Here is a 20,659-nt window from a genome sequence, read left to right on the forward strand (position 1 = left end):
GTTCTAGGCAGGAGGAGGGGCACTCGTGCCTGACCAGGTGCCGGCCGTGCGGCTGACATCGATCACCAAGCGGTTCCCCGGAGTGGTGGCCAACCGCGACATCAACCTCACCATCGAGCGCGGCGAGGTGCACGCGCTCTGCGGTGAGAACGGCGCCGGCAAGTCCACGCTGATGAAGATCCTCTACGGGATGCAGCGGCCGGACGAGGGCACCGTCGAGGTCGACGGCGAGCAGGTCTCCTTCCGGACGCCGGCGGACGCGATCGCCCGCGGCGTCGGCATGGTGCACCAGCACTTCAAGCTGGCCGACAACCTCACCGTCCTCGAGAACGTGATCCTCGGCGCCGAGCCCCGCGCCAAGGGCCGGCGGCGCGGCCGCATCGACTTCGCCGCCGCCCGCGCGAAGATCAAGGAGATGTCGCAGGCGTACGGGCTGCGCGTCGACCCGGACGTGCTGGTCGAGACGCTCGGCGTCGGCGAACGGCAGCGCGTGGAGATCCTCAAGGTGCTCTACCGCGGCGCCCGCGTGCTCATCCTCGACGAGCCGACCGCGGTGCTCGTCCCGCACGAGGTCGAGGAGCTGTTCGGCAACCTGCGGGAGCTGCGCGCCGAGGGCCTGACCGTGCTGTTCATCTCCCACAAGCTGGACGAGGTGCTGACCGTCGCCGACTCGATCTCGGTGATCCGGCGCGGCACGACGGTCGCGACCAGGCTCGACCCGCGGGAGGTGACGTCCCGGCGGCTGGCCGAGCTGATGGTCGGGTCCGAGCTGCCCACCCCCGAGCTGCGCGAGTCGACCGTCACCGAGGACGTCCAGCTTGACGTCGCCGGGCTCACCGTCCTGACCCCCGAGGGTCGTCCCGTCGTGGACGACGTGTCGCTGCGCATCCGCCGCGGCGAGATCGTCGGGCTGGCCGGCGTCGAGGGCAACGGGCAGACCGAGCTCATCGAGGCGATCATGGGGATCCGGGGCGCCGACGCCGGGACCATCGGCTACGGCGGCGACGACATCACCCACTGGGCGACGCGGCGGCGCCGCGAGGCGGGCATCGCCTACATCCCCGAGGACCGGCACCGGCACGGGCTCATCCTGGAGGGGACGCTCTGGGAGAACCGCATGCTGGGCCACCAGACCCAGCGCCCGAACGTGCGCGGCCCGTGGGTCGACCGGCGCGGCGCACGCCGCGACACCACCCGGATCGTCCAGGCCTACGACGTGCGGACGCCGGGGATCGACGTGCCCGCCGCCGCGCTCTCGGGCGGCAACCAGCAGAAGCTCATCGTCGGGCGGGAGATGTCCGGCGACCCGCACCTGCTCATCGCAGCGCATCCGACGCGTGGCATCGACGTCGGCGCCCAGGCCGCCATCTGGGAGCACCTGCGGCAGGCCCGCGCGGACGGGCTGGCCGTGCTGCTGATCAGCGCCGATCTTGAGGAACTCATCGGTATGTCCGACACCCTGCACGTGATCCTGCGGGGGCGGCTGGTCGCGGAGGTCGATCCGCGGACCGTCACCCCCGAGGAGCTCGGCTCCGCCATGACCGGCGCGGGAGCGCCCGCATGAGCGACGAGCGCAAGGACCTGGACCCGGCGGGCGAGGAGCCCGCCGGCGTTCCCGCGCCGCGGAAGGGCGACGCTCCCGAGCCCGGGCCGTCGGCCGCGAAGCCGTCCGGGCCGGTGGAGCCGGAGACGGTGCCGTCGTGGAAGGCGATGCTGCGCGGCCTCGGCCCGCGCGGCCTCGGTCTGAAGATCGGCGCGCCGGTGCTGGCACTGCTGATCTCCCTCGGCATCACGATGATCCTGCTGCGGATCACCGGCGCCGACCCGGTCAGCTCGATCCAGAGCATGGTCGACTACGGCACGACCGACAACTCGATCGTCGACATCATCAACCGCGCCGCCCGCTACTACCTGTCAGCCGTGGCCGTGGCGATCGGGTTCCGGATGGCGCTGCTGAACATCGGCGTCGACGGCCAGTACCGGATGGCAGCGTTCCTCGCCGCCGCGCTCGGCGGCGCGGTGGCGCTTCCCGCGCCGTTCGGCCAGATGCTGACGATCATCGCGGCGATGGTGGTCGGCGGGCTGTGGGCGGCGATCGCGGGCGTGCTGAAGGTGACCCGCGGGGTCAGCGAGGTGCTGTCCACGATCATGCTGAACGCGATCGCGACCGGCCTGATCGCCTACCTGCTGAACGACAAGCGGCTCGCCGAGGCGCGGCCGGGCAGCAACAACGTCGCGACGGCGAAGATCCCCGAGTCGGGGCGGGTCGGCGGCCTGAACGGCTTCCTGTCCTCGATCGGCATCGACCTGCCCGGCGACGTGTACGGGCTGCTTCCGCTGGCGATCCTGGTCGGCGTCGTGTTCTGGATCGTCATCAACCACACCAGGTTCGGGTTCGACCTGAAGGTGTCGGGGCTTTCGCCGTCGGCCGCGCAGGCCAGCGGCGTCAACGCCCGCCGCATGATCGTCTACACGATGGTCGCGTCCGGTGTGGTGGCGGGCCTGATCGGCATGCCGGAGCTGCTAGGCGCGTCCTACGAGTACTCGCTGAACTTCCCGCCCGGCCTCGGTTTCACCGGCATCACGGTCGCGCTGCTCGGCCGCAACCACCCGGCCGGCATCGCGCTCGCCGCGCTGCTGTTCGCGTTCCTCGACCAGACCTCCGACATCCTCCAGGAGGTCGACGTCCCGAAGGAGATCGTCGGGGTCATGCAGGGCGTGGTCGTGCTGACCGTCGTCATCGTGTACGAGCTCGTCCGGCGCTGGGAGATCCGGCTGCAGCAGCGGGCCGTCGCCGCCGAGCTGGCCACCGGCCACGACCTGGCCCGCGAGGCCGCTGGGAGTGCCTCATGAGCACCGCGACCGAGACGGCCACCGCCAGGAAGGCCGTGAACGGCAAGCGGCGGCTGCGCTGGCCGCACTACCTGCTCATCGCGTCCGGCCTGCTGGTGCTGCTGTCGCTGGTCCGGGTGATCGACGACGCCGACCCGGTGACCTCCAGCGGGACGGTCAGCGCCGCGCTGCGCCTCGCCGTGCCGATCTTCCTGGCCGGGCTCGGCGGGCTGTGGTCCGAGCGGTCCGGCGTGATCAACATCGGTCTCGAGGGCATGATGATCCTCGGCACCTGGACGGGCGCGTGGGCCGGCTACCAGTGGGGCCCGTGGATCGGCGTCCTCGCCGGGATCATCGGCGGTGCGCTCGGCGGGCTGCTGCACGCGATCGCGACCGTGTCGTTCGGCGTCGACCACATCGTGTCCGGTGTCGCGATCAACATCCTCGGCCTGGGGCTCACCCAGTTCCTCGCCGGTCTGATCTTCGACAAGGGGGAGGCGAAGGCGCTCGGCGGCGGCCCCCGCCAGTCGCCGCCCGTCGATCCGATCCAGACGCTGACGCTGCCGGTGCTGTCCGGAGGCAAGATCGGCGGCTGGCAGAGCCCCAACTGGCTCGGCTCGCTGGAGAAGCACCACTGGTTCCTGGTGTCGGACCTCGCGGGCATCGTGCGCGGCCTGACCAGCGACATGTCGCTGCTGACGCTCGTGGCGCTGCTGCTCCTCCCGGCCAGCTTCTTCGTGCTGTGGCGGACGGCGTTCGGGCTGCGGATCCGCTCGTGCGGCGAGGACCCGTACGCGGCCGAGTCGCTCGGCGTGCAGGTCTACCGGATGAAGTACGCGGCCACCATGATCTCGGGCGGTTTCGCGGGCCTGGCGGGCGCTTTCCTCGTCACCGTCGCCGCGCCGATCTACCAGGACGGCCAGACCAACGGCCGCGGGTTCATCGGCCTCGCCGCGATGATCTTCGGCAACTGGCGTCCGGGCGGCCTCGCCGCCGGCTCGCTGCTGTTCGGCTACACCGACGCGATGAACGTGCGCGGCGGCGGCGAGTCGGTGCACGCGCTCCTGCTGTTCGTGGCCATCCTGCTGATCGGCGTGGCCGTCTGGCAGGGCGTGCGCGCGAACCGCCTGCTCCCGCAGGCGGCGCTGGACGCGGCGCACCGCCGCGACATGCGGGGCGCCGTGATCGGCTCCGTGCTGTCCCTGGTCACGGCCGCCGCGCTGCTCACATGGTTCCTGCTGAGCGACATCGTCCCCGGCGAGCTGGTCTCCTTCACGCCGCACCTGACGACGCTGCTCGTCCTGGCCCTGGCCAGCCAGCGCCTCCGCATGCCCGCCGCCAACGGGCTCAGGTACAGGCGTGGTGAGGCACGATAACCCCTATGGAGATTGATTGGCCTGCTCTGCGCGTTGCCGCGCGGGAGGCGATGGCTCGTGCTTACTGCCCGTACTCCGGGTTTCCGGTCGGGGCCGCCGCGCTGGTGGACGACGGCCGGATCATCACGGGGTGCAACGTGGAGAACGCCTCGTACGGCGTCGGCCTGTGCGCGGAGTGCTCCGTCGTGTCGGCGCTGCACGGGCCCGGCAAGTCGGAGCGGCCCCGGCTGGTCGCCATGGCGGTGGTCGACCGGCACGGGAACCCGCTGATGCCGTGCGGGCGCTGCCGGCAGTTGCTGTGGGAGCACGGCGGCGCCCCGATGCTGCTGGAGACGACGCGCGGCATCCTGCCCATGTCGGACGTCCTGCCGGACGCGTTCGGTCCCGACGACCTCGTGGACCGGGCCTGACCGGCACGTCCCGCTCGACAACGCCGGTCGGCGCACCCCGCCGGCCGGCCGCACACCCCAGCCAGACCGACTCAGTCTGACCGGCACAGAGAGGATCTCGTGGACGCCATCGATGTCATCCGCGCCAAGCGGGACGGCGGGACGCTGACCCCCGAGCAGATCGACTGGGCGGTCGACGCCTACACCCGGGGCGCGATCGCCGAGGAGCAGATGTCGGCGCTGGCGATGGCGATCCTGCTCAACGGCATGTCGCGGGCCGAGGTGGCCCGCTGGACCGAGGCCATGATCCGCTCCGGCGAGCGGATGGACTGGTCGGCGCTGGACCGTCCGACCACCGACAAGCACTCCACCGGCGGCGTCGGCGACAAGATCACCCTGCCGCTGGCGCCGCTGGTGGCGGCGTGCGGCGCGGCCGTCCCGCAGCTGTCGGGGCGGGGCCTCGGCCACACCGGCGGGACGCTCGACAAGCTGGAGTCGATCCCGGGCTGGCGGGCGTCGCTGTCGAACGCGGAGATGCTGGACGTGCTGCGCTCGGCGGGCGCGGTCATCTGCGCGGCGGGCAGCGGCCTGGCGCCGGCCGACCGCAAGCTCTACGCGCTGCGCGACGTGACCGGCACGGTGGAGTCGATCCCGCTGATCGCCTCCTCGATCATGTCCAAGAAGATCGCCGAGGGCACGGGCGCGCTGGTGCTGGACGTCAAGGTCGGCTCGGGCGCGTTCATGAAGACGGTCGGCAACGCCCGCGAGCTGGCCGAGACGATGGTCGCGATCGGCTCCGACCACGGGCTGCGCACGGTCGCCCTGCTGACCGCCATGGACCGTCCGCTCGGCAACGCGGTCGGCAACGCCGTCGAGGTGGCCGAGTCGGTCGAGGTGCTCGCCGGGGGAGGCCCGTCCGACGTGGTCGAGCTGACCCTGACGCTGGCGCGGGAGATGCTCGACGCCGCCGGGATCTCGGGCAAGGACCCGGCCGACGCGCTGCGCGACGGCTCCGCCATGGACGTCTGGCGCCGGATGATCACCGCGCAGGGCGGCGACCCCGACGCGCCGCTGCCGACCGCCCGCGAGACCCACGTGGTCACGGCGCCGTCCTCGGGCGTCCTGACCAGGCTCGACGCCTACGGGGTCGGGGTGGCGGCCTGGCGTCTCGGCGCCGGCCGGGCCCGCAAGGAGGACCCGGTGTCGTTCGGCGCTGGCGTCATCTGCCACGCCAAGCCGGGCGACACGGTCGAGGAGGGGCGGCCGCTGCTGACGCTGCACGCCGACGACGAGGCCAGGTTCGGCCGCGCGCTGGAGGCGCTGGACGGCGCCTTCGACATCGAGGCAGGCGGCGCCGTCTCCGCGCACCCCCTGGTCATCGACCGGATCGCGTGAACCGACCAGTTTGTTAATAATCACCGTTGACGGGCGTTGTGTCCGCTCTGGAAGCTGATCAGGTTTCTCTCAGCAGCCAAGGAGCGGACGTTGCGACTCTCACTCCTGCCCGTAGCGGCGCTCGCGGGCGCGGTCGGCCTCGTGGCCGGCATGGTGCCCGCGTACGCCGACGCGGGACGTCCCCACATCGTGGTGAAGGACGGCAAGACGCAGCCCACGTTCTCGTTCAAGGACGCCATCCGCGAGAAGGTGTTCGTCGAGACGACCGTGGACAGCGACCGGGACGGCAAACGCGACCGCGTCTCCGTCTACGTCACGCGCCCCAAGGAGACGAGCGGCGGCCTCAAGGTCGCCTCCATCCTCGAGGGCAGCCCCTACTACGCCGGCACGCAGGACCCGCCGTACCACCCGGCCGACGTGACCGACTACCCGCGCCTCGCGCCGTGGACGCCCCCGCCCGGCCCGCCCGGCCCGACGAGCTACTCGCGCGTCTACTACGACAACTACTTCGTCTCCCGCGGCTACGCCGTCCTCGCCGCCGACACCCTCGGCACGGGCGACTCCGACGGCTGCCCGACCGCCGTCGGCCCGAACGAGACGCAGGGCATGAAGTCGGTCATCGAGTGGCTCACCGGCAAGGCGACCGCGTACGACGCCCAGGGCAACAAGGTCGACGCCGGCTGGTCGACCGGGAACGTCGCCATGGCCGGCAAGTCCTACGACGGCACGCTGCCCCTCGCGACCGCCGCGACCCGCGTGCCCGGCCTCAAGACGGTCGTGTCCATCTCCGGCGTGTCCAACTGGTACGACGAGTACCGCGCCAACGGCGGCGTCGTCGCGCCGGACGGCTGGGAGGGCGAGGACCTCGACCTGCACGCCAAGGCCGTGCTGACCCGCCACGACCTCGCGGTGTGCGCGCCCGTCATGCACGACCTCGAGAAGAAGATGGACCGGGTCACCGGTGACTACAACCGGACCTGGGACGAGCGGAACTTCGCCAAGTCCGCGCCCCGGTTCAAGGCCAGCGTGTTCATGACCAGCGGCCTCGCAGACTGGAACGTCAAGCCGATCCAGATGTCCCTCCTGTGGGACGGGCTGAAGAAGGCCGGCGTCGACCGGAAGCTCTGGATCCACCAGGCCGCGCACGACGAGCCCCTGGACGTCCGCCAGAGCGTGTGGCTCGAAACGCTGAACCTGTGGTTCGCGCATGAGCTCTACAACGTCCGGAACGACATCATGCGCCAGCCCAAGGTCGACCTTGAGCGCACACCGGGCCAGTGGGAGACGCACAAGGACTGGCCGGACGCCTCGGCCCGTCCCGTTCCCCTCGGCCTGTCGGCGAAGGGCCTCGGCCGGCGCGGCCACGGCACCCAGCAGCTGGTGGACGACCCGTCCCGCAAGGCCGAGGACCTGGCCGCGGACCCGGACGCGGCGGACCCCAACCGCCTGATCTATCTCACGCCGAAGCTGACCAAGGCCATGAAGCTCAGCGGCACGGCGCGGATCAAGCTGCGCGCCTCCGTCGACGGCCGCTCGCCCTACCTGTCGGCCCTCCTGGTCGACTACGGCTCAGACGAGCGCGTCTCCGGCTTCGTCCGGACATCCGACACCTGGTGCTACGGGGATTCCATCCCGGGTGACGAGGGCTGCCGCCCCGTCCGGAAGTACACCACCGCCGTCACCCCGTTCAAGATCGTGACGCGCGGCTGGACGGACGTCCGCAACCGCGAGTCGATCTGGCGGAGCACCCCGGTGAAGGCCGGCAAGGAGTACACGTTCAGCTGGCCCATGCAGCCGTACGACTACGTCTTCAAGCCCGGCCACCGGATCGGCCTCATGGTGCTGGCCACCGACCACGCCTACACGCTCCGCTACCCGGCGGGGACCAAGGTCAAGGTCGACCTGGACGGCAGCACCCTGACCCTCCCCCTCACCAACGGCTGACCCGGGCACGGCATCGCCCCGTGCCCGCGCGTCTCGTGGGCGACTGTTGAAGGGCAGCGCCCGGAACGCCGAATCGGCGTTCCGGGTGCTCGCCATTGCGAGCCCGTGCGTCCGGCGTCTGAGATGATTCGACCAGACGGAGGGAGGCGACCGGCCATGGCAGACCTATCCGCCTTCGCCGAGCTGGTGCCGCTCGATCACGGCTTGTGCGTGGTCAGCACCTTGCGGGGCGATGGCAGCATCCAGTCGTCGGTGGTCAACGCCGGCGTGCTGGACCATCCGGTACGGGGAGACCGGGTCGTCGGGCTCGTCGCCACCGGAGGCTCGCGCAAGCTGGCCCACCTGCGTGCGGACCCCCGGGTCACGATCGTCGTCCGGGCGGGCTGGCGATGGGCGGCCGTCGAGGGAGACGCCGAGCTCATCGGCCCCGACGACCCGCGTCCGGGGGTCGACGGTGAAGCGCTTCGCCTGCTGCTGCGGGAGGTCTTCCTCGCCGCCGGCGGCACTCACGACGACTGGGACGACTACGACCGGGTGATGGCTGGGGAGCGGCGCGCCGCCGTGCTCATCACGCCGCGCCGTGTCTACACCAACCCGCAGACCTGACGGCGCCCGGCGGCGGGCGGCCGCGCCGGTACTCCTACGTGGGCCCGCCCGAGTTCCTCGCAACGGTACGACCAGGCATGGAAGGACGGCGGATCGCGTCCCCGGACGATCTCGCCACCTGGCTCGCCGCGTGCGACGAGGACGAGTCGGCCGAGCCGTTCACCTTCGTCGTCGACCTGGACGGCTTCCTGCGCCTCTCTCACCGGCGCAGCGAGCACGTCGTCTGCGCGGGAGGCATGCCCGTCCTGAGCGCCGGTGAGATCACCTTCGCCGAACACGGCGGCCGGTGGTCGGTGGAGGGAGCCAGCAACCAGTCGACCGGCTACTGCCCCGATCCGGATTCCTGGCCCGCCGTCGGCGGTGCGCTCGACCGGGCCGGACTGGACCATCCGGGCCGCTTCACCGACCCGATGGTCTTCCGCCGCTGCCCCGAGTGCCGGGAACGCAACCTGGTCAAGGACGCCCACTTCTTCTGCGCCCTCTGCGACGCCGAACTCCCGCGCACCTGGAACATGGCCCCCGCCGATCACTGAGGGGCGGACGCCTCCCCGCGGTGGAAGCGGCGCCGCCGGAGCCGGGCGGAGGCGGCCGCGGCGTACTGGGCGCGGCCGAGCATGAGGAGGCCGGCGGCGACGCCCGTCCAGCCGAGGGCGATCAGGCGCGGGTCGCCCTGGTGGAGCCCGTAGAGACCGAAGCAGAGCAACTCGCCCAGGATGAGCAGCCATGTGCCCCGGGAGATCCCGGTCGGCCGGGGCGTGCGGTAGGCGGTCCACACCGAGGGGGCGACCTGGAGCACGAACGAGGTGGTCAGGACCGCGCCGATTCCGGCGCGGCCGGTCGCCGCCCACGCGAGGAGGATCAGGGCCGTCCACGCGGCGACGATCGCGGCGGGACGGCGGGGGACGCCGTTCCGGCGGCCGAGCAGGAGCGCGAGCGCGCCGGCGAGCACGGTCGCCGAGACCGCCGGCACCAGTGCGGTCCAGAACTCCGACAGCGTGAAGTAGATGATCCATCCGGCGTTGCCGACGCTGGTCAGGGCCGCCCACGACCAGGAGACCCCGGCCGTGTCCCCGGCTCGCAGGACCCGGGCCAGCTGCGGCAGGAACTGGGGCACCCCGAAGACCGCCGCCGCGATCGGCAGCCAGTCCGCTGCTCCGCTCATGAGGAACCACCCCTCCGGTCGCGGGCCCCTTTCCGCCCTTTGGGGGAAGAGTAGATCAATTCTGGCGCAGCTTTGTTGCTATTAATGGCCGAAATGCGGGATCTAATGGAAGGATCATGCTCATGGACGGAACTGATCGAAAGATCCTTGCTGAGCTCCAGGGCGAGGGGAGGCTGACCGTCACCGAACTGGCCCAGCGGGTGCGGCTCAGCCCCGCGCCGTGCCACCGGCGCCTGCGCGAGCTGGAGCGGGCGAAGGTCATCACGGGGTACCGGGCGCTGGTCGACCCGGCGGCCGTCGGGTTCGGTCTGGAGGTGCTGGTCGCCGTCACGATGGACCGCGAGGACGCCGCCACGATCATCGAGTTCGAGGAAGCCCTCGCCGGCGTCCGGCACATACGCCACGCCGAGCGGCTGTTCGGTGATCCGGACTACCTCCTGCGCGTCCTGGCCCCCGATCTCGACGGCTACGCCGCCATCCGCGACGAGACGCTCGCCACGCTGCCCGGCGTGCGGCGCCTGACCTCCACCATCGTGATGAAGCGCATCGTCGACGACCGGCCGCTGCCGCTCTCGCCGTAGGGAGCCGGTCGGGCCCCCGGCCGGCTCCTCACCGTCGCCGGCCGCAGGCGCCGCTGCCCGCTGTGATCCTCGCCGCGGGCTCAGGGGGCGTCGCCCGCGGGCGCGGTGCGGGTGGCCATATGGGCCTGACGCATCCGGCCGTCGGGCGCGAAGCGGCCGAAGAAGTAGACCTCGATGGCCAGGTCCTTGCCGCGCTGGGACACGTGCAGGGTGTAGCGGGCGGCGAGGCGGTCGCCGTCCGCGACGGCCTCGTGCACCTCCACCCGGCTGGTGGGCCGGTTCTTGCGGACGGGCCGGGTGTGCGCGATGAGCTTGTCGCGGTCGATCCGGATCCCGTCGGCGAGCTGGACGATGTCCGGGGTGTGGTAGCGGTCGACGATCAGCGCCGCGTCCTCGTCACCGGCCAGCAGGTCGGCGGTGAAGGAGGTGTAGAAGTCGGCGATGAACCGTCCGGGTTCGGTCTCGCTGAGTGGACGCATGGGACCCCTGTCGGTAGAGCCGGTACGATCTTTGACGCTCTGTAAGATATGAGCCGGGATGTAACTTTGACAAGGTGTAAGAGGTAATGCCGCCTTCGGCCCGCAACCGCCGAGCCGACGCCCGCCGCAGCAGGGAGGCCATCCTGGATGCCGCGACGCGGGTGCTCGACGCCGAGCCCGACGCCGGTCTCGGGGCGGTCGCGGTCGCGGCCGGCGTGACCCGCCAGACGGTCTACGCCCACTTCCCCTCGCGGGAGAAGCTGCTGCTGGCGGTCGCCGAGCGGCTCACCGACAGGACCGCCGCCGCCATGGACGCAGCCGATCTCGACGCGGGTCCGGCCGCGGACGCGCTGGTGCGCCTGCTCGACGCCGCCGCCCGGGAGGCCGAGCGCCACCCCGTCCTGACGCGGCGGATCAGCACGGTGCCCGTCGGGCCGGAGGCCGACCGCGACCGGCACGCGCCCGTCGCCGACCGGATCAGGCAGGTGATCGAGCGGGGGCGGCGGGACGGCGAGTTCGACGATCGGCTCCCGGTCGGCTGGCTGGTCGCGGCCACGATCACGCTCGCCCATGCCGCGAGCGAGGAGCGGCAGGCCGGACGGATGGACGGCACGTCCGCCGGCGACGCGCTGCGCACCAGCCTCCTGCGGCTCCTCGGCGCCTCCTGAACGCCTCGGCGAGGCGGGATGCGGTGTGACGGCTTTCATGCCAACTTTTCCGGGATTTGTGAGGGCGGGAGCCTTTCCGGGGGACGAAAAAAGGATCACCGAACCAAACGGGCGCAAGCCTCATCAGATACGGGCATAAGGGGGCACGGGCTCACGGGCTGAAAGTCGAGTAGGCCGCCGTGTCGATATGGAGAGAACATGCGACTCGGAAAGGCGACCGTTCTCGGTCTCGTGGTCGGCGCGGCGACGTTCGGAATGGCCGCGCCCGCGATGGCCGACCCGGGGGACGTCATCGTGAAGCCGGCGCAGGCCCGTCCCGGCGACAAGGTCACGGTGGTGGGGAAGAAGTGCCAGGTCGACGGCGAGGCGGGGTCGCTGGCCTTCGTCGGGGGCGCGGTGCCGCTGAACGGCTCCGAGGAGGTCGACGGCCGGGCCGGTCTCGCGACCATCAAGAAGGACACCTTCCCCGGCACCTACACGGTGCTGGTCAGGTGCGGCGCGTACAGGGCGACCGGCGAGGTCCGCGTCGTGGACGGCAAGGCGCGCCCGATGGGGCAGCCCACCCCGACCGGCGGGGCGGCGACGGGTCTCGGCGGCGGGACGGGCGGCTCGGACACCGCGCTTCTGGCCGGCGGCGGCGTCCTGCTGCTGGGCGGGATCGGCGCCGGCGCCATTGCCGTCCGCCGTCGTAATGGCGCGGTCGCGTAATAGCGCGCCTTTCTGATAAGGGAGGCGCCGCTGTGACGGCGGCGTCTCCGTAAGAGCAGAATCGGCGATTCTCATCGGATGGAAGGAAAAATGCGGGGAAAGGGCGGCCGGTGGGGCCTCTGGGGGTTGGCGGCGATCCTGTCCGCCGCCGGCCTCGCCGCGCTCGTCCTCGGGCTGGGCGGCCCGGCCGGGCCGCCCAGCCCGCCCGCGTGGGCCGCGGCCACCCGGCCGGTCGACCGGCACGGGCCGGTGCTCGACCCGTCCCCGCCCGTCCGGGTGGACGTCCCGTCCATCGGGGTGCGGGCGCCGCTGGCCCGCCTGGGCCTTGAGGCCGACGGCTCTGTGCAGGTCCCCTCGGCGGACCGGCCGGGGGAGGCCGGCTGGTACGCGGGCGGGCCCACGCCAGGCGAACGCGGCGCCGCGGTCATCCTGGGCCATGTCGACACCGCGAAGGGGGCCGCGGTTTTCTACGACCTGGGCCGGCTGAGGCCCGGGCACCGCGTCGAGGTGAGCCGCGCGGACGGGCGGGTGGCCGTGTTCACCGTCGAGTCCGTGGAACGTGTCCCGAAGGGCCGGTTCCCCACCGGTCGCGTCTACGGCCCCCTCGACCATCCCGGGCTCCGCCTCGTCACCTGCGGCGGCTCGTTCGACCGGGGCAAGCGCAGCTACACCGACAACGTCATCGTCTACGCCGCCGAGACGGCGGTCCGGTAGCGGCCCGCCCGGCCTGGGAGGCCAGGCGGTGGGCGACCGGGTCCCCACACCGCGATCGCTGGGAACGCGCCACAACGTCCGGTTGGGCGAGGGGACGGACGGTTGTTTGATCCGGCGGCCCGCCACCCGCTTTGATCTCTCTCGGCCGCCGGGGGCGGCCGACATGAGGGCGGCCGGCGGGAGGGGCGCGGTGAGGGTGCGCATGGGGGAGGGGCGGTCGCTCGGGCGGCCGTTCGGGTGGCTCTGGGCGGCCTACGCGGTCAGCGCGGTCGGGACGTGGCTCGCATTCGACGCGTTCCCGCTGATCGCGATCACCGTGCTGGATGCCGGGCCTGCCCGGGTGTCGGCGCTGGCCGCCGCGGGCCTGCTCGTGGGGGCGGCGGTGGCGGTGCCGCTCGGTCCCTGGGTGGAGTTCCGCCGCAAGCGGCCCGTGATGATCGCGATGGACCTGGTCCGGTGCGCGGCGCTGCTGAGCCTGCCCGCCGCGTTCCTGCTCGGCGGGCTCGGGTTCGTCCAGCTGCTGGTGGTGTCGGTCGTGGTCGCCGCGGCCGACATCGCCTTCACCGCGGCGAGCGGCGCCTGCCTGAAGGCGCTCGTCCGGCCGGAGGACCTGGTCGTCGCGAACGGGCGGCTGGAGTCCACGAACTGGACCGCGCTCATGCTCGGGCCGCCGCTCGGCGGCGCCGCGATCGGGCTGTTCGGGCCGCTGGTGACCGTGACGGCCAACGCGGCCAGCTTCGTGCTGTCCGCGGCCGGGATCCGCGCGATCGGCGGGACGGAGCCGCGCCCCGCCCACGCCCCGGAGACGGGCGCCCGGCTCCGGGGCGGGGACCTGCTCGAAGGGTGGCGCCACATCCTCACCAGCCCGGCGCTGCGCCCGCTGTTCCTCAACCAGATCCTGGTCGCCGGGCTGATCATGGCGACGGCGCCGGTGCTGGCCGTGCTGATGCTGGGCCGCCTCGGCTTCGCGCCGTGGCAGTACGCACTGGCGTTCGCCGCCCCCTGCGTCGGCGGTCTCGTCGGCTCGCGGCTGGCCGGACGGCTCGCCTCGCGGTTCGGGCGTCCGAGGACCATGCTCGTCTTCGGGACCCTGCGCGCGTGCTGGCTGCCCGGACTGGCCTTCGTCCGTCCGGGCGTCGCCGGGCTGGTGCTCGTCATCGCCGTCGAACTGGGGCTGATCACGTGCATGGGGGTGTTCAACCCGCTCCAGGCCGCCTACCGGCTGGAGCACACGCCGTCCGACCGGGTCGCCCGGGTGCTGTCGGCGTGGTCGGTGACCGGCAAGCTCACGATCGCGGGCATGACCGCCCTGTGGGGGCTGCTCGCCGGCCTCACCGGCCCCCGCACCGCCGTCGCGATCGCCGGCGTCCTGTCCCTGGCGACCCCCGCCCTGCTGCTCCGGGCACGCCGCGCGCTATCCGGCCCGGACGTCTTGACGCAGGTCAGCCCCAGTGCGAGCGTGAAAAGTGAGGGGGAAGGGGGAACCATCAATGATAGAGATCAAGAGCATCGAGAAGCCGGACGACCGGCGGGACTTCCCCAGGGGGCACCTGGAGATCGCCAACCTCAGCGGCCTCGTCTTCGGGAAGGCGACGTTCGAGCCCGGATGGCGCTGGACGGAGTCGGTGAAGGACATCGCGGGCACCGACCTTTGCGAGGTGCACCACAACGGCTACGTCGTCCAGGGACGGATGCGCATCCTCACGAATGACGGCGTGGAGCAGGAGGTCGGCCCCGGTGACGTGTTCGTCGTCACGCCCGGCCATGACGCCTGGGTCGTCGGGGACGAGGCCTGCGTCATGTACGACTTCGCCGGGGGCATCGGCGAGTACGCGAAGGCCTAGCGCCGACTGTTCGGCATTCTGAGGCGGGGGCGCCGGCGCGTGCCCCCGCCTCCTAGCGTCAGCTCCCGCCTCATGGCGTCAGGAGGACGCGGGGTCGGGCTCGGCGGGCCGGTGCCGCCGGTAGTGGCGGGCGACGCGGACGCGGTTGCCGCAGCGGGCCGCCGAGCACCAGCGGCGGCGGGGGTGGGCGGGCAGGAAGAGCATCACGCAGTCGTCGGCCTCGCACTCCCGGACCTTGGCGACCGCCGGGTCGGCGAGGAGTTCGGCGGCGGCCTCGGCGAGCCAGGCCGCCGGGCGGAGCGCGGGCGGGCCGGTGCGGCGGCGGGCCGCGCGGAGCGACCGCCCGTCCCAGTCCAGTTCGGTGACGGCGGGTGCGGCGCGCTGCGCCCGGTTGAGCGCCTCCAGGTCGCCGGCCGATGGCGGCTCGCCGCGGCGGACGCGGTCGAGGGCCAGGGCCGTGTGCTCCCGGACGTCCCGGACCGCGGCCAGCGACTCGGCCGCCGGTTCCGTGGCGGCGAACGTCCGGGCCTCCTCGGACCTCTCGGCTTGCAGACGCAGCCAGACCCGCAGTTCATCGGGCGTGGACAGCAGGTCGGCGCCCACCGGTCGCGTGTTGACCAGGTCCAGGGCCGGCGGCTCACCGATCAGCGGGCTCGGGTCGCTCATGTTCTAACGGTACATCGATGGGTTGACCCGTTAGGTGGTTGACGACTATATCTAATGCGTCTCTTCGGAAAGAAGGCGTTAGACATGCTCACGATCGCTCGCACCGCCCACCGCCACGTCGACGTCGGCGGCGTCCGCGTCTTCTACCGCGAGTCCCTCCCGGAGCGGGAGGACGCGCCTGTCCTGCTGCTGCTGCACGGCTTCCCGTCCGCGTCGCACCAGTTCCGGCGGCTCATCGACGTCCTCGGCGCCCGCTACCGCCTGATCGCTCCGGACTACCCCGGCTTCGGCCGCACATGGGCGCCGGACGGCTTCACCTACTCCTTCGACGGGCTCGCCGACGTCATGGAGGGGTTCGTCGAGCGGCTCGGGCTCACCCGCTTCGCCATGTACGTGTTCGACTTCGGGGCGCCGGTCGGGTTCCGGCTGGCCGAGCGGCTGCCCGAGCGCATCGCGGGCCTGGTCGTCCAGAACGGCAACGCCTACGCCGAGGGCCTGTCGGACGGCGCCCGCGACTTCATCGCCCTGCGTCCCGGAGAGCCGGGCGCGGAGGAGACCGTCCGCGGCCTGCTGACCCCGGAGGGCACCCGGAGCCAGTACGAGACGGGCGTCGCCGACCCGGAGGTGCTCGCACCGGACGGCTGGACCCTCGACCAGCACTTCCTCGACCTTCCGGGACGCAAGGAGGCCCAGGTCGCGCTGGCCTTCGACTACCACTCCAACGTCGAGAGCTACGACCGCTGGCAGGCCTGGCTGCGCCGGCACACGCCGCCCGTCCTCATCGTCTGGGGAGCCGACGACCCGTTCTTCCCCGCGCCCGGCGCCCGCGCCTACCTGCGGGACGTCCCGGACGCCGAACTCCACCTGTTCGGCACCGGCCACTTCGCCCTCGAGACCCACCTCCGCGAGATCGCGCCGCTCGTCGCCGCGTTCCTCGACCGCGTCCGGGCCTAGCGGGGCGGAAGGTCCGCAGGTCGCGCGGGTGGGGCGGGGGCGCCGGGTTGGCGAGAGTTGACGACGCCCGAGGGGGCGGGGACGGGTAGGTTCGAGAAATGAACGTTCGGCCGACTCTTGAGGACATCCGCCGCGCGCCGAAGGTGCTGCTGCACGACCACCTGGACGGCGGGGTGCGGCCCGCGACCGTCGTCGACCTGGCGCGGGAGACCGGGTACGGGGACCTGCCCACCACCGACCCGGACGCCCTGCGGACGTGGTTCGAGGAGGCGTCCAACTCCGGATCGCTCGAACGGTACCTGGAGACGTTCTCGCACACCGTCGGGGTGATGCAGACCGTCGAGGCGCTCACCCGGGTCGCGTACGAGTGCGCCGAGGACCTCGCGAAGGACGGGATCGTCTACGCCGAGGTCCGGTACGCGCCCGAGCAGCACCTGCGGAACGGGCTGTCGCTGGAGCAGGTCGTCGAGGCCGTCCTGGACGGCTTCGCCCGGGGCCGCGAGGACTTCGGGATCCGCGTCGGGACGCTCGTCACCGCCATGCGGCACCAGGCGCGCAGCATGGAGATCGCGGAGCTGGCCGTCCGGTACCGGGACCTCGGCGTCGTCGGGTTCGACATCGCCGGCGCCGAGGCCGGGTACCCCCCGACCCGGCACCTCGACGCGTTCGAGTACCTGCAGCGCGAGAACGCGCACTTCACCATCCACGCGGGTGAGGGGTTCGGGCTGCCGTCGATCTGGCAGGCGATCCAGTGGTGCGGCGCCGACCGGCTCGGGCACGGCGTCCGCATCATCGACGACATCGAGGTGGAGAACGGCGAGGCGCGGCTCGGCCGGCTCGCGAACTACGTGCGGGACAAGCGGATCCCGCTGGAGATGTGCCCGACCTCCAACATCCAGACCGGCGCGGCGAAGTCGATCGCCGAGCACCCGATCGGGCTGCTGCGGCGGCTGAGCTTCCGCGTCACGGTCAACACCGACAACCGGCTGATGAGCGGCACGACGCTGTCGGAGGAGTTCGCCAAGCTCGCCGACGCGTTCGGCTACGGATGGGACGACCTGCAGTGGTTCACGGTGAACGCGATGAAGTCGGCGTTCGCGCCGTTCAACGAGCGGCTCGAACTGATCAACGGCGTCATCAAGCCCGGTTTCGCGCAGCTCAAGTGGAGCGGCGCCCGGCCCCTGGCATGATCGGGCCATGACCATTCGCTCCACCGGCGGGCGCGTCGCCGCGTACGCGTGGCTGGTGTTCGCCGCCCTCAACCTCGTCGACCTGTTCTTCGGCATCACCGGTGACCCCGACTACTCGCTGACGACGGTGACGATCGCGTTCCTGCTGCTGCTCGGCTGCGGGATCGCCTACGCGGTCGGGCTGCGGCCGGTGATCGTCGGCGACGACGCCGGGATCACGGTCCGCAACCCGCTCCGGGACGTCCGGGTGCCGTGGGGCGCGGTCCGCCGGATCGAGGGCAAGAACGCGGTGACGGTCGTGTTCGCCGGCCCGGACGGGACGGACCTGGAGACGCGGGCCTGGGTGCTCCAGACCTCGCCGCGGGCGCAGGCCAAGGCGGAGGCCCGCGCCGAGAAGGAGGCTCGCAAGGGCAGGGGGCAGGGCCTGGACCTGCGGGGGCGCACGCCGACCGCGTACGCCGCGCAGCAGTTGAACGAGATGAAGGACCGGCAGCGCCCCAAGGCCCGGTCGGGCGCGCCCGACAAGGCGGCCAAGGCCAAGGCGGAGGAGGAGGGGCCCGCCAGGGGGACGGTCAAGTGGTCCGTTCCCGCGGTGGCCTCGCTGGCCGTCCCGCTGGCGGTGCTCGTCGCGCTCCTGATCACGGGCGCCGTCACCTGACCGGTGTGATCAGGCGAGGGCCGCGGAGACGTCCGCGCGGAGGGCCTCCAGGCCGGAGGCGGCGCGCGCGCGGACCGCGGCGATGTCCTCGTCCACCGGGAGGACGACCTCCAGGTAGCACTTCAGCTTCGGCTCCGTCCCCGAGGGGCGGATGACCACCCGCGACCCTCCGGCGAGCCGGAACCGCAGCCCGTCGGTGGGCGGCAGGCCCCCGGTGGGCCGGGCGAGGTCGTCGAACGACTCGACGCGCCGCCCGCCCAGCTCGCGCGGGGGATCGGCGCGCAGCCGGGTCATCGCCGCGGTGATCAGCGAGAGGTCGTCCACCCGGACCGACAGCTGGGACGTCGCGTGCAGCCCGTACCGGCGGGCCTGCGCGTCCAGCAGGTCGAGCAGCGTGCGGCCGTCGCGCTTGGCGTCCGCCGCGAGCGCGGCGACGGCGAGCGCGGCGCCGATCCCGTCCTTGTCGTTGACGAGGACGCCCCGGTCGTCGCCGACGCTGTACCCGAGTGCCTCCTCGTACCCGAACACCAGCCGGCTGTGTTCCCTGTGGGGGGACGACCCCCCACGCCCCCCGGAACCACCTCGCGCATCTCCGGCCTTCATGATCCACTTGAAGCCGGTCAGCGACTCGGCGAACCGCACGCGGTGCGCGGCGGCGATCGAGCGCAGCAGCGACGACGACACGATCGTCGTCACGACCAGGCGGTCATCGCCCGAGGTGTGTCGCAGCACGTGCTCGGCCAGCAGCCCGCCGACCTCGTCCCCGGTGAGCGCCCGCCACCCGGACGGGCCCGGGACGGCGACGGCGCAGCGGTCCGCGTCCGGGTCGTTCGCGATCACCAGGTCGGCGCCGCGGGCCTCGGCGAGCGCCAGCGCCAGGTCGAGCGCGCCCGGCTCCTCCGGGTTCGGGAACTCGACGGTCGGGAAGTCCGGGTCGGGCTCGGCCTGCTCGGGGACGACGATCGGCGAGGGGAACCCGGCACGGTCGAACGCGGCGAGCAGGACGTCCCGGCCCACCCCGTGCATGGGCGTGTAGACGATCGAGACGTCCCGGTCGCCGCCGAGGCGCAGGGACGACACCGCGTCCAGGTAGAGGCCGGCGCCGTCGTGGACCGGCCAGCCCGCACCGAGCGGCAGCTCGTCCACGCGGCCGACGGCGTCGATCGCGGCGGAGATCTCCGCGTCCGTCGGCGGGACGATCTGCGCTCCGTCCGCCCAGTACACCTTGTAGCCGTTGTCGCGCGGCGGGTTGTGGCTGGCCGTGACCATGACGCCCGCGACGATGTCGTCGAACGCCCGGGTGAAGTGGGCGAGGACGGGCGTCGGGACGGGGTCGGCGAACACCTCGGGGCGCAGCCCCGCGCCGCTGAGCACGGCCGCCGTGTCGTCGGCGAACCGGCGGGACCCGTGCCGCGCGTCGAAACCGATGATCACCCGGCCGCCGGCGGGCAGCCGGGCGGCGAGGCCGGCGGCGGCGCGCATCACCGTCACCCGGTTCATCCGGTTCGGCCCGGCGCCGAGCTCGCCGCGCAGGCCGGCCGTCCCGAACTCCAGCCGCGCCCCGAACCGGTCGGCGAGGGCCGCGTCGTCGCCGGCGTCCAGGATCGCCCGCAGCTCGGCGCGCGTCCCGGGGTCGGGGTCCTGTTCGAGCCACTCCTCGGCCCGCGCCCGCAGGTCGCTCACAGCTTCGCCAGGACGGTCGCGAGCAGCGTGCCCATGCGTCCGGCCGACGCGCGTCCCGCCGCGAGGACCTCCTCGTGGTCGAGGGGCTCGTCCGACAGCCCGGCCGCGATGTTGGTGACCAGCGAGATGCCGAGCACCTCCGCGCCGCCCTGGCGGGCCGCGATCGTCTCCAGCACCGTCGACATGCCGATCATGTCGGCGCCCAGCGTGCGCAGCATGCGGATCTCGGCGGGCGTCTCGTAGGTCGGGCCGCGGAACGCCGCGTAGACGCCCTCCGACAGCGTCGGGTCGACCTCCTTGGCCAGGGCCCGCAGGCGTCCCGAGTACGCCTCGGTCAGGTCGAGGAACGTCGCGCCGGTCAGCGGGTTCGCGCCGGACAGGTTCAGGTGGTCGGAGATCAGCACCGGGTCGCCCACCCGCTGGTGCTCGGGGCGCAGCCCGCCCGCCGCGTTGGTGAGCACCATCGTCTTCACGCCCGCGGCGAGCGCCGTGCGGACGCCGTGCACGACGGCCTCGACGCCGCGGCCCTCGTAGAGGTGCGTCCGGCCGAGGAACACCAGCGCGTGGCGCCCGGCGATCTCCACGACGCGGATCCGCCCGGCGTGGCCCTCCACGGCGGGCGGCGCGAAACCGGGCAGCTCGGTCACGGTCAGCTCGGCGACGGGCTCGCCCAGCCTGTCGGCCGCCGGGACCCAGCCGGACCCCATGACGAGTGCGACGTCGAAGGAGTCGATGGACGTGCGGGCGCGCAGCTCGTCCGCCGCGTCCCGTGCCAGTGCAAAAGCGTCGTTGCTCACGCCGCCGACACTA

At 72.6% G+C, this 20,659-nt stretch carries 22 protein-coding genes; 17 read left to right on the forward strand and 5 right to left on the reverse strand.

What is annotated here, in order from left to right; translation table 11 throughout:
* The first annotated feature begins 25 nt into the window (after positions 1–25).
* The 8 genes from K4S16_RS12295 to K4S16_RS12330 all read left to right on the forward strand — a co-directional run bounded on the left by K4S16_RS12295 (position 26) and on the right by K4S16_RS12330 (position 9,075).
* The gene (locus K4S16_RS12295) at positions 26–1,564 is read left to right on the forward strand and encodes an ABC transporter ATP-binding protein (protein ID WP_149259044.1); all 1,539 of its coding nucleotides are present in this window, start codon (positions 26–28) and stop codon (positions 1,562–1,564) included.
* Positions 1,561–2,853 carry an ABC transporter permease gene (locus K4S16_RS12300; RefSeq protein WP_235036745.1) on the forward strand — a complete coding sequence of 431 codons (1,293 nt, stop codon included), beginning with the start codon at positions 1,561–1,563 and terminating at the stop codon, positions 2,851–2,853. The genes K4S16_RS12295 and K4S16_RS12300 overlap by 4 nt, the downstream gene beginning before the upstream one ends.
* Positions 2,850–4,208, forward strand: a complete 1,359-nt coding sequence (locus tag K4S16_RS12305) for an ABC transporter permease (RefSeq protein ID WP_149259045.1) — start codon at positions 2,850–2,852, stop codon at positions 4,206–4,208. Before K4S16_RS12300 ends, K4S16_RS12305 begins: the two co-directional genes overlap by 4 nt.
* 5 nt (positions 4,209–4,213) lie before the next feature.
* Positions 4,214–4,618 carry a cytidine deaminase gene (locus tag K4S16_RS12310; RefSeq protein WP_149259046.1) on the forward strand — a complete coding sequence of 135 codons (405 nt, stop codon included), beginning with the start codon at positions 4,214–4,216 and terminating at the stop codon, positions 4,616–4,618.
* A gap of 99 nt (positions 4,619–4,717) precedes the next feature.
* Positions 4,718–5,992 (forward strand): thymidine phosphorylase, encoded by a 1,275-nt coding sequence (locus tag K4S16_RS12315; RefSeq protein ID WP_149259047.1) that lies wholly within the window; start codon positions 4,718–4,720, stop codon positions 5,990–5,992.
* Positions 5,993–6,082: 90 nt separating this feature from the next.
* The gene (locus K4S16_RS12320) at positions 6,083–7,936 is read left to right on the forward strand and encodes a Xaa-Pro dipeptidyl-peptidase (RefSeq protein ID WP_149259048.1); all 1,854 of its coding nucleotides are present in this window, start codon (positions 6,083–6,085) and stop codon (positions 7,934–7,936) included.
* A 156-nt stretch (positions 7,937–8,092) separates the two neighbouring features.
* Entirely contained in the window at positions 8,093–8,542 is a 450-nt protein-coding gene (locus K4S16_RS12325; RefSeq protein WP_149259049.1) for a TIGR03618 family F420-dependent PPOX class oxidoreductase, read from the forward strand.
* Between the two features lie 77 nt (positions 8,543–8,619).
* On the forward strand, positions 8,620–9,075 hold the full coding sequence (locus K4S16_RS12330; protein WP_235036747.1) for a hypothetical protein: 456 nt from the start codon (positions 8,620–8,622) through the stop codon (positions 9,073–9,075).
* Here the strand turns inward: K4S16_RS12330 and K4S16_RS12335 are convergent.
* The gene (locus K4S16_RS12335; RefSeq protein ID WP_149259051.1) at positions 9,069–9,704 is read right to left on the reverse strand and encodes a hypothetical protein; all 636 of its coding nucleotides are present in this window, start codon (positions 9,702–9,704) and stop codon (positions 9,069–9,071) included. The genes K4S16_RS12330 and K4S16_RS12335 overlap by 7 nt on opposite strands.
* Positions 9,705–9,826: 122 nt before the next feature.
* Between K4S16_RS12335 and K4S16_RS12340 the strand changes: the two genes are divergently transcribed.
* Complete coding sequence (locus tag K4S16_RS12340) at positions 9,827–10,285, forward strand: Lrp/AsnC family transcriptional regulator (RefSeq protein WP_149259052.1); 459 nt, start codon at positions 9,827–9,829, stop codon at positions 10,283–10,285.
* A gap of 80 nt (positions 10,286–10,365) precedes the next feature.
* Here the strand turns inward: K4S16_RS12340 and K4S16_RS12345 are convergent, their stop codons facing one another.
* Complete coding sequence (locus K4S16_RS12345) at positions 10,366–10,764, reverse strand: nuclear transport factor 2 family protein (RefSeq protein WP_149259053.1); 399 nt, start codon at positions 10,762–10,764, stop codon at positions 10,366–10,368.
* 86 nt (positions 10,765–10,850) lie between these two features.
* Here K4S16_RS12345 and K4S16_RS12350 point away from each other — a divergent pair, with 86 nt between their 5' ends.
* From K4S16_RS12350 to K4S16_RS45670, 5 genes are all read left to right on the forward strand, one after another.
* Positions 10,851–11,432 (forward strand): TetR/AcrR family transcriptional regulator, encoded by a 582-nt coding sequence (locus K4S16_RS12350; RefSeq protein ID WP_149259054.1) that lies wholly within the window; start codon positions 10,851–10,853, stop codon positions 11,430–11,432.
* A gap of 198 nt (positions 11,433–11,630) precedes the next feature.
* The gene (locus tag K4S16_RS12355) at positions 11,631–12,140 is read left to right on the forward strand and encodes a hypothetical protein (protein WP_149259055.1); all 510 of its coding nucleotides are present in this window, start codon (positions 11,631–11,633) and stop codon (positions 12,138–12,140) included.
* A 90-nt stretch (positions 12,141–12,230) separates the two neighbouring features.
* The gene (locus K4S16_RS12360; protein WP_235036748.1) at positions 12,231–12,854 is read left to right on the forward strand and encodes a class F sortase; all 624 of its coding nucleotides are present in this window, start codon (positions 12,231–12,233) and stop codon (positions 12,852–12,854) included.
* 190 nt (positions 12,855–13,044) lie between these two features.
* Positions 13,045–14,565 (forward strand): MFS transporter, encoded by a 1,521-nt coding sequence (locus K4S16_RS12365; protein ID WP_235036749.1) that lies wholly within the window; start codon positions 13,045–13,047, stop codon positions 14,563–14,565.
* A complete protein-coding gene (locus K4S16_RS45670) occupies positions 14,546–14,698 on the forward strand; it encodes a hypothetical protein (RefSeq protein ID WP_235036750.1) in 153 nt (50 codons plus the stop codon). The genes K4S16_RS12365 and K4S16_RS45670 overlap by 20 nt, the downstream gene beginning before the upstream one ends.
* Before the next feature lie 78 nt (positions 14,699–14,776).
* On the opposite strand, the gene K4S16_RS12375 is transcribed toward K4S16_RS45670, so the two are convergent.
* The gene (locus K4S16_RS12375) at positions 14,777–15,364 is read right to left on the reverse strand and encodes an ABATE domain-containing protein (RefSeq protein WP_149259058.1); all 588 of its coding nucleotides are present in this window, start codon (positions 15,362–15,364) and stop codon (positions 14,777–14,779) included.
* An 84-nt stretch (positions 15,365–15,448) separates the two neighbouring features.
* Here K4S16_RS12375 and K4S16_RS12380 point away from each other — a divergent pair, with 84 nt between their 5' ends.
* The 3 genes from K4S16_RS12380 to K4S16_RS12390 all read left to right on the forward strand — a co-directional run bounded on the left by K4S16_RS12380 (position 15,449) and on the right by K4S16_RS12390 (position 18,166).
* On the forward strand, positions 15,449–16,318 hold the full coding sequence (locus tag K4S16_RS12380) for an alpha/beta fold hydrolase (protein WP_149259059.1): 870 nt from the start codon (positions 15,449–15,451) through the stop codon (positions 16,316–16,318).
* A 98-nt stretch (positions 16,319–16,416) separates the two neighbouring features.
* Positions 16,417–17,508 (forward strand): adenosine deaminase, encoded by a 1,092-nt coding sequence (locus K4S16_RS12385; RefSeq protein WP_149259060.1) that lies wholly within the window; start codon positions 16,417–16,419, stop codon positions 17,506–17,508.
* 7 nt (positions 17,509–17,515) lie between these two features.
* Positions 17,516–18,166 carry a PH domain-containing protein gene (locus K4S16_RS12390; protein ID WP_149259061.1) on the forward strand — a complete coding sequence of 217 codons (651 nt, stop codon included), beginning with the start codon at positions 17,516–17,518 and terminating at the stop codon, positions 18,164–18,166.
* 9 nt (positions 18,167–18,175) lie between these two features.
* Here K4S16_RS12390 and K4S16_RS12395 read toward each other — a convergent pair whose 3' ends face one another.
* Together K4S16_RS12395 and K4S16_RS12400 are read right to left on the reverse strand one after the other, a co-directional pair.
* Positions 18,176–19,849 carry a phospho-sugar mutase gene (locus K4S16_RS12395; protein WP_149259062.1) on the reverse strand — a complete coding sequence of 558 codons (1,674 nt, stop codon included), beginning with the start codon at positions 19,847–19,849 and terminating at the stop codon, positions 18,176–18,178.
* Positions 19,846–20,646 (reverse strand): purine-nucleoside phosphorylase, encoded by an 801-nt coding sequence (locus tag K4S16_RS12400; RefSeq protein ID WP_149259063.1) that lies wholly within the window; start codon positions 20,644–20,646, stop codon positions 19,846–19,848. Before K4S16_RS12400 ends, K4S16_RS12395 begins: the two co-directional genes overlap by 4 nt.
* Positions 20,647–20,659: the final 13 nt, after the last annotated feature.

Origin of the sequence: Actinomadura sp. K4S16 (genome assembly GCF_008327685.1) — a bacterium.
GTDB lineage: Bacteria > Actinomycetota > Actinomycetes > Streptosporangiales > Streptosporangiaceae > Spirillospora.

Excerpts from the sequence above, each read along its gene's own strand:
- K4S16_RS12385 (WP_149259060.1), top strand. The coding sequence starts at position 16,417 with ATGAACGTTCGGCCGACTCTTGAGGACATCCGCCGCGCGCCGAAGGTG.
- K4S16_RS12350 (WP_149259054.1), top strand. The coding sequence starts at position 10,851 with ATGCCGCCTTCGGCCCGCAACCGCCGAGCCGACGCCCGCCGCAGCAGG.
- K4S16_RS12335 (WP_149259051.1), bottom strand. The coding sequence starts at position 9,704 with ATGAGCGGAGCAGCGGACTGGCTGCCGATCGCGGCGGCGGTCTTCGGG.
- K4S16_RS12355 (WP_149259055.1), top strand. The coding sequence starts at position 11,631 with ATGCGACTCGGAAAGGCGACCGTTCTCGGTCTCGTGGTCGGCGCGGCG.
- K4S16_RS12375 (WP_149259058.1), bottom strand. The coding sequence starts at position 15,364 with ATGAGCGACCCGAGCCCGCTGATCGGTGAGCCGCCGGCCCTGGACCTG.
- K4S16_RS12300 (WP_235036745.1), top strand. The coding sequence starts at position 1,561 with ATGAGCGACGAGCGCAAGGACCTGGACCCGGCGGGCGAGGAGCCCGCC.
- K4S16_RS12380 (WP_149259059.1), top strand. The coding sequence starts at position 15,449 with ATGCTCACGATCGCTCGCACCGCCCACCGCCACGTCGACGTCGGCGGC.
- K4S16_RS12310 (WP_149259046.1), top strand. The coding sequence starts at position 4,214 with ATGGAGATTGATTGGCCTGCTCTGCGCGTTGCCGCGCGGGAGGCGATG.
- K4S16_RS12305 (WP_149259045.1), top strand. The coding sequence starts at position 2,850 with ATGAGCACCGCGACCGAGACGGCCACCGCCAGGAAGGCCGTGAACGGC.
- K4S16_RS45670 (WP_235036750.1), top strand. The coding sequence starts at position 14,546 with ATGCGCATCCTCACGAATGACGGCGTGGAGCAGGAGGTCGGCCCCGGT.
- K4S16_RS12390 (WP_149259061.1), top strand. The coding sequence starts at position 17,516 with ATGACCATTCGCTCCACCGGCGGGCGCGTCGCCGCGTACGCGTGGCTG.
- K4S16_RS12325 (WP_149259049.1), top strand. The coding sequence starts at position 8,093 with ATGGCAGACCTATCCGCCTTCGCCGAGCTGGTGCCGCTCGATCACGGC.
- K4S16_RS12340 (WP_149259052.1), top strand. The coding sequence starts at position 9,827 with ATGGACGGAACTGATCGAAAGATCCTTGCTGAGCTCCAGGGCGAGGGG.
- K4S16_RS12345 (WP_149259053.1), bottom strand. The coding sequence starts at position 10,764 with ATGCGTCCACTCAGCGAGACCGAACCCGGACGGTTCATCGCCGACTTC.
- K4S16_RS12360 (WP_235036748.1), top strand. The coding sequence starts at position 12,231 with ATGCGGGGAAAGGGCGGCCGGTGGGGCCTCTGGGGGTTGGCGGCGATC.
- K4S16_RS12330 (WP_235036747.1), top strand. The coding sequence starts at position 8,620 with ATGGAAGGACGGCGGATCGCGTCCCCGGACGATCTCGCCACCTGGCTC.